We start from the raw sequence: 3,486 nt of genomic DNA on the forward strand, positions 1-3,486 counted from the left end.
AAGATGGCCAGATTGGGATTCGGAATTATTTGATAAAGTTTTAGAATCGTTATTGAAAAAAACAAGAGAATTTCATTATACAATTGTTGGATGCGATAAAGCACCGAGTGCTGTTGAAAAAGCGAAAGACAATATAAAAAATGCCAATTTAGATGATTATGTAACTATCAAACAAGCCGATTTCTTTCAATCTGAGAAAGAAGTAGAAGGACCGTTGCATATGGTTTTCAATCCGCCTTATGGGGAACGTTTGAATATAGAAATGGAACGATTTTATAGAGAAATTGGCGATACGATGAAGCAAAATTATCAAGGAACAAATGCTTGGTTTATTACAGCGAATTTGGAAGCCTTAAAATTTGTTGGTTTACGTCCAAGTAGAAAAATAAAATTATTTAATGGAAAATTAGAAGCACGTTTCGTGAAATACGAAATGTATGCCGGAAGCAAGCGAACCAAATTTCAGGTCAATTAATAATTAGTTTATAGTAAATAAAAATAATAGTATGTCAAAACAAACCAAATCTTTAGTATTTAATATGTTAGGATTTTTAATCCTTTTCATTGCATTCCGTTTTATAGTTGCTACGTATACCGGTTTTACAAGTTGGCAAATTCCATTAGCGGCATTTGTAGTAGCCACTATTTTAGCCCCAAAATTTCAAGTAGTAAAAACCAGTGAAGGTGAAAAACTGTTTATGAAATGGCTTTTTATTAAAGGGGTGAAAGAGATTAAATAGTTAAATTTTAAGTTTCAGAGTTTCAGAGTTTCAGAGTTTCAGAGTTTCAGAGTTTCAGAGTTTCAGAGTTTCAGAGTTTCAGAGTTTCAGAGTTTCAGAGTTTCAGAGTTTCAGAGTTTGGGTTTTGAAATTTTGGAATTTGATTTCCCTTTGCTTTTATAAAATGGTATAAAATAGCTTATAGAATAGTTAAATCCTGCTCCAAATTTACTGTTTTCGTAAGTTTTATTAAAACCAGGGATATATAAATTAGCGAAGCCTTCAGGTTCATTGTTAGACATTAAATAATTTAATCGCAAGGAAAATCCAACGTATAAATTATTTAAAACTTCTGCTTTTAGTCCACTTACCACTTCTAACCAACTTGCTGAAAGGCCGTTGAATTCTTGATTAGATGTATTTGTATTTACACCGTAATAATTTCCGGGTTGATAAATTGTAAAGCTGTTTAATTTGTGATTAAAACTTCCAACACCAGCACGCATTCCAATAAAAATCATATTTTCCATATCTAGCCAATTTTCATAGGCGTTATAATCAAAACCTACTTTAAAATAGGTTCCTTTTGTTGTGTAATTAAGGTTGTCGTCAGCTGTAGTTTTTTCTTCGTTACCTATTTCTCCTGCGGCATAAAATTTCTTAGTAATTCTATAATCTCCTACTAATTCTAAACCTTTATAGTTGTCGTTATATAACGATTTTGTCAAACGATGTGCATCAATTCCCAATCGTAGTCCATATCGTTGAGGAATTTTCAAAGTATCTTTTTCTTGAGCTACACCATTTTTTGAAAACAGCAGCACAAAAATTAGACTAAAAATATATTTTAATATGTGTTTCATCTTCGTTTTCAATATTTGGTTGTGAAACAATAACGTTTTGAATCCAATTGTTTGAATCAGGTGTTACTGTAATTGGGTTAGTAGTATTTAGTGTGAATAACGTTTTATAGCCACAAGCGCGAGAAACAAAAACTGTTTTTCGACTGTAATTAAATGTGATTTCGTCTAAATTATCGTCTGTTGTAGGATCAATACTTCCATTTTTTATGAAATATAAAATTGAAGTATCTTGAAATGTTTTTAATGGCACTTTTATTTTGCTTGTGGCAGTAAATCCAAAACCATTTGTAAATCCTGGAGCAATTACGCCTAAATTAGTTACGTTTTTTAGTGTTGTTGGATTGGCAGCATCGTAAAATTCAATCACAACTTTTGGTGTTGTTGGCGTATTAGCATCGCAGATATCGTCTTTTTCGCAACCCGAAAAGAAAATACTAAATACTACTACTAAAAACAGCTGTTTCATATCTTATCTTTTTTCTAAAAGTACAACATTTTCTACGTGATGCGTTTGCGGAAACATATCTACTGGTCGCACGCGTGTGACTTTGTACATTTCATCTAATAAAGCCAAATCACGTGCTTGTGTTGCCGAATTACAACTTACATACACAATTTTTTCAGCTCCAATTTTCAATAATTGTGCGACTACGTCTTTATGCATTCCATCTCTTGGTGGATCGGTAATTACTACATCTGGATGTCCGTGAGTGTTTATGAAATCATCATTAAACACATTTTTCATATCACCCACAAAAAATTCGCAATTTGTAATGTTATTTCTGTTGGCATTTTCTTTTGCGTCAGCAATTGCTTCTGGAACAGCCTCAACGCCAATTACTTTTTTTGCTTTTTTCGATACAAATTGCGCAATTGTTCCTGTTCCTGTATATAAATCATACACTAATTCGTTTCCTGTAAGTCCTGCAAAATCTCGTGTAATGGCATATAATTCATACGCTTGTTGCGAATTGGTTTGGTAGAACGATTTGGCATTAATACTAAAATGAAGCCCTTCCATTTCTTCTAAAATGTAATTTCGACCTTTAAAAGTAATTATATCTTGATCATAAATTGTATCATTCATTTTCTGATTGATAACATATTGTAATGAAGTAGTTTCAGGGAAACGTTCAGCTAAAAACTGCATCATTAATTCAATTTCAGATGTATTATTTTCGAAAAACTGAATTAAAATCATCAATTCACCTGTTGAAGCGGTACGAATCATCAATGTTCTCAGTAAACCTTCGTTGGTTCTTGGATTATAAAATGATAAATTATTTTCATTCGCAAATCGACGAATTTCATTTCTTATATCGTTTGATGGATCTTCTTGTAAATGACAAGTTGTTATGTCTAAAATTTTATCCCACATTCTAGGAATATGAAATCCTACCGCATTTTTATTGTCTAATTCTGCTCCTGAAGCCACTTCTTCAGGTGTCATCCATCGCGTAGATGAAAAACCAAATTCCATTTTATTTCTGTAGAAAAATTGTTTTTCCGAACCTAAAATGGGTTCAAATTCGGGCATTTCAATCTTTCCAATACGTTTTAAATTATTGTATACTTCGTTGTGTTTGTAATGTAGTTGTTGGCTATACTTCATATTTTGCCATTTGCAACCGCCACAAACACCAAAATGTTCACAAATTGGTTCTGTTCGGTGCTCTGAAAATTCGTGAATTTTTATGGCTTTACCTTCATAAAATGCTTTTCGTTTTTTCATAGTTTGAATGTCGGCCACATCACCTGGAACAACATTCGGAATAAAAATTACTTTACCATCTGGCGCTTTTGCTACCGATACACCTTTTGCACCTGCATCAAGGATTTGTACGTTTTCGAATACGATTCTTTCTGTTCTCTTTTTTCCCATGACGCAAAAATAAGAATTGTTA

The 3,486-nt window shown here is 32.4% G+C and carries 4 protein-coding genes and 1 pseudogene; 2 read left to right on the forward strand and 3 right to left on the reverse strand.

Translation table 11 applies throughout. From position 1 onward, the window contains the following. Positions 1–475: pseudogene (locus ABWO04_RS10595) on the forward strand (class I SAM-dependent RNA methyltransferase); the annotation flags it as partial. Between the two features lie 31 nt (positions 476–506). Beyond that, the gene (locus ABWO04_RS10600) at positions 507–740 is read left to right on the forward strand and encodes a hypothetical protein (RefSeq protein ID WP_353079674.1); all 234 of its coding nucleotides are present in this window, start codon (positions 507–509) and stop codon (positions 738–740) included. 110 nt (positions 741–850) lie between these two features. On the opposite strand, the gene ABWO04_RS10605 is transcribed toward ABWO04_RS10600, so the two are convergent. From ABWO04_RS10605 to rlmD, 3 genes are read right to left on the reverse strand one after another with little or no spacing between them, the layout of a single operon-like run. Continuing rightward, complete coding sequence (locus tag ABWO04_RS10605) at positions 851–1,582, reverse strand: DUF6048 family protein (protein ID WP_353079675.1); 732 nt, start codon at positions 1,580–1,582, stop codon at positions 851–853. Continuing rightward, on the reverse strand, positions 1,554–2,048 hold the full coding sequence (locus ABWO04_RS10610; RefSeq protein ID WP_353079676.1) for a DUF6452 family protein: 495 nt from the start codon (positions 2,046–2,048) through the stop codon (positions 1,554–1,556). Before ABWO04_RS10610 ends, ABWO04_RS10605 begins: the two co-directional genes overlap by 29 nt. Before the next feature lie 3 nt (positions 2,049–2,051). Then, positions 2,052–3,464 (reverse strand): 23S rRNA (uracil(1939)-C(5))-methyltransferase RlmD, encoded by a 1,413-nt coding sequence (gene rlmD, locus ABWO04_RS10615; RefSeq protein ID WP_353079677.1) that lies wholly within the window; start codon positions 3,462–3,464, stop codon positions 2,052–2,054. Positions 3,465–3,486 lie beyond the last annotated feature (22 nt).

Source organism: Flavobacterium sp., from assembly GCF_040382755.1.
Lineage (GTDB): Bacteria > Bacteroidota > Bacteroidia > Flavobacteriales > Flavobacteriaceae > Flavobacterium.

Excerpts from the sequence above, each read along its gene's own strand:
- ABWO04_RS10600 (WP_353079674.1), top strand. The coding sequence starts at position 507 with ATGTCAAAACAAACCAAATCTTTAGTATTTAATATGTTAGGATTTTTA.
- ABWO04_RS10605 (WP_353079675.1), bottom strand. The coding sequence starts at position 1,582 with ATGAAACACATATTAAAATATATTTTTAGTCTAATTTTTGTGCTGCTG.
- ABWO04_RS10610 (WP_353079676.1), bottom strand. The coding sequence starts at position 2,048 with ATGAAACAGCTGTTTTTAGTAGTAGTATTTAGTATTTTCTTTTCGGGT.
- rlmD (WP_353079677.1), bottom strand. The coding sequence starts at position 3,464 with ATGGGAAAAAAGAGAACAGAAAGAATCGTATTCGAAAACGTACAAATC.